Here is a 1,679-nt window from a genome sequence, read left to right as displayed (position 1 = left end):
TTTCAAAGAGCATTTCGTTTTAAAAGCTCGTCGCTTCCGCATTCACATCTGCCTAACAGCGACTTTTCTAATATAACACATTGCCAGCTGTTCATGCAAGATATTTTTTTGAGCGATGATCTCGCTCGCGGCGACAAAAAGTAATATACCAAATGATTTGCGTATACGTCAAGAATAAATTCAAATTTTGTTTACGAATACGGAAAGCATTCTCTGACCATCACCAGCAAGCCGCGTTCCGCTTGATAAGCTAGAGCATAGTTGCTTACGAATGAAGCCATACTACCGTGTGTAAGGAAGGTGAAAACAAACATGGCAGAAAAGAAAACAGGCGACTTTGGTGTCGTGCAATCACAGCGGAACGAGATTCTCCAAGAGGAGTTTCCCGAAGGCCCCTACGGTTCAAGCAGAAATGAAGCCCGTCTCGGCAAGTCCACTCCGTGGGAGGAAGGGCAGCATTCAACCACCACCCGCTTTACTTACGAAACCCGCGAGTTCCATGAAAACTTGCAACGGCTCGTCCCCGGCTCCCATCCGATACATGATGATCCGGACGAATAGGACCAGGAAAAAAGAAAAAGCCAAGCCCTTGCCATTTGCCCGAAAGCAAACGCAAGGGCTCTTTTCGGATATGGCGAAAACTTACCTTGCAGCCACTCGGTTGGTCAGCGTTCCGATCCCTTCAATTGTGATCGCCACTTCATCCCCTGGCTGCAGCGCTCCGACTCCCGGTGGTGTGCCTGTGAGGATCACATCGCCAGGCAGCAGCGTCATAACCGCGCTGATGGCTTCCACAAGCTGCGGAATACCAAAGACCATCTGATTGGTATTGGAATCTTGGCGGACCTCGCCATTTACCGTCGTAGTGATTCGCAAGTTTTGATAATCCACTTTCGGCGCAATGACAGGGCCAAGCGGACAAAATGTATCAAAGCTTTTTGCCCGTGTCCACTGGCCATCGCCATACTGAAGATCGCGGGCAGTGACATCGTTGGCACAGGTGAATCCGAGGATATACTCGTCAGCGTCTACCGCCTTGACATGCCGCGCTTCTTTTTTGATGACCACAGCAAGCTCGGCCTCATAGTGCAAATTATCCGTCAATGACGGGTACACGATCTCCTGACCTGGGCCGATGACACTCGTCGATGGCTTCAAAAACATCAAAGGCTCACGCGGCAGCTCAATCCCCATTTCGAGCGCATGATCCTTATAGTTGACGCCAATGCACACCACTTTGCTCGGCGTGCACGGTGTCAATAGCTCCACCTGATCCGCTTCGATTTCCAGCCCAGTCATAATCGGCTTCGCCGTTTCCCGTTTGTAAATGTCACCTTCAATGACGCGGATTTTATTCTCCTCTTGCACAAACCAGCCATGTTTTTGCTTTCCATTGCGTTCAAAACGAACGATCATGTTATCCATCTCCCTTCATAGGAAAACATGGCTCCACCCCAACAGGCGAAACCATGTCTATTCGAATAAGCAAGCCAACTAGAACAGGCCCAAATCCCCAGCCAATTCTCTCGGTTTGGTCGTGATTTCTTCCACTTCTGTACGGTTCACCGCATCGGCTACAAGCGCAGCGATGTCCAAATTCTCCTCAAATCGTTCCGCCAGTCCCACCTTAGGGCGTGTTACTGGATTCTTCGGAGTAAATACGGTGCAGCAATCCTCAT

The 1,679-nt window shown here is 49.7% G+C and carries 2 protein-coding genes and 1 pseudogene; 1 reads left to right on the top strand and 2 read right to left on the bottom strand.

The window, feature by feature from the left end; translation table 11 throughout:
- Positions 1-312 precede the first annotated feature (312 nt).
- Positions 313-561, top strand: a complete 249-nt coding sequence (locus EDM56_RS31015) for a hypothetical protein (protein WP_122921757.1) — start codon at positions 313-315, stop codon at positions 559-561.
- Positions 562-642: 81 nt separating this feature from the next.
- Here the strand turns inward: EDM56_RS31015 and EDM56_RS31010 are convergent, their stop codons facing one another.
- Positions 643-1,416, bottom strand: a complete 774-nt coding sequence (locus EDM56_RS31010) for a fumarylacetoacetate hydrolase family protein (protein ID WP_122921756.1) — start codon at positions 1,414-1,416, stop codon at positions 643-645.
- A gap of 78 nt (positions 1,417-1,494) precedes the next feature.
- A pseudogene (locus EDM56_RS31005) lies at positions 1,495-1,679 on the bottom strand (tRNA uracil 4-sulfurtransferase ThiI); the annotation flags it as partial.

Origin of the sequence: Brevibacillus fluminis (assembly GCF_003710825.1) — a bacterium.
Classification (GTDB): Bacteria; Bacillota; Bacilli; order Brevibacillales; family Brevibacillaceae; genus Brevibacillus_D; species Brevibacillus_D fluminis.
This window is presented reverse-complemented; position numbering and strand designations above follow the sequence as displayed.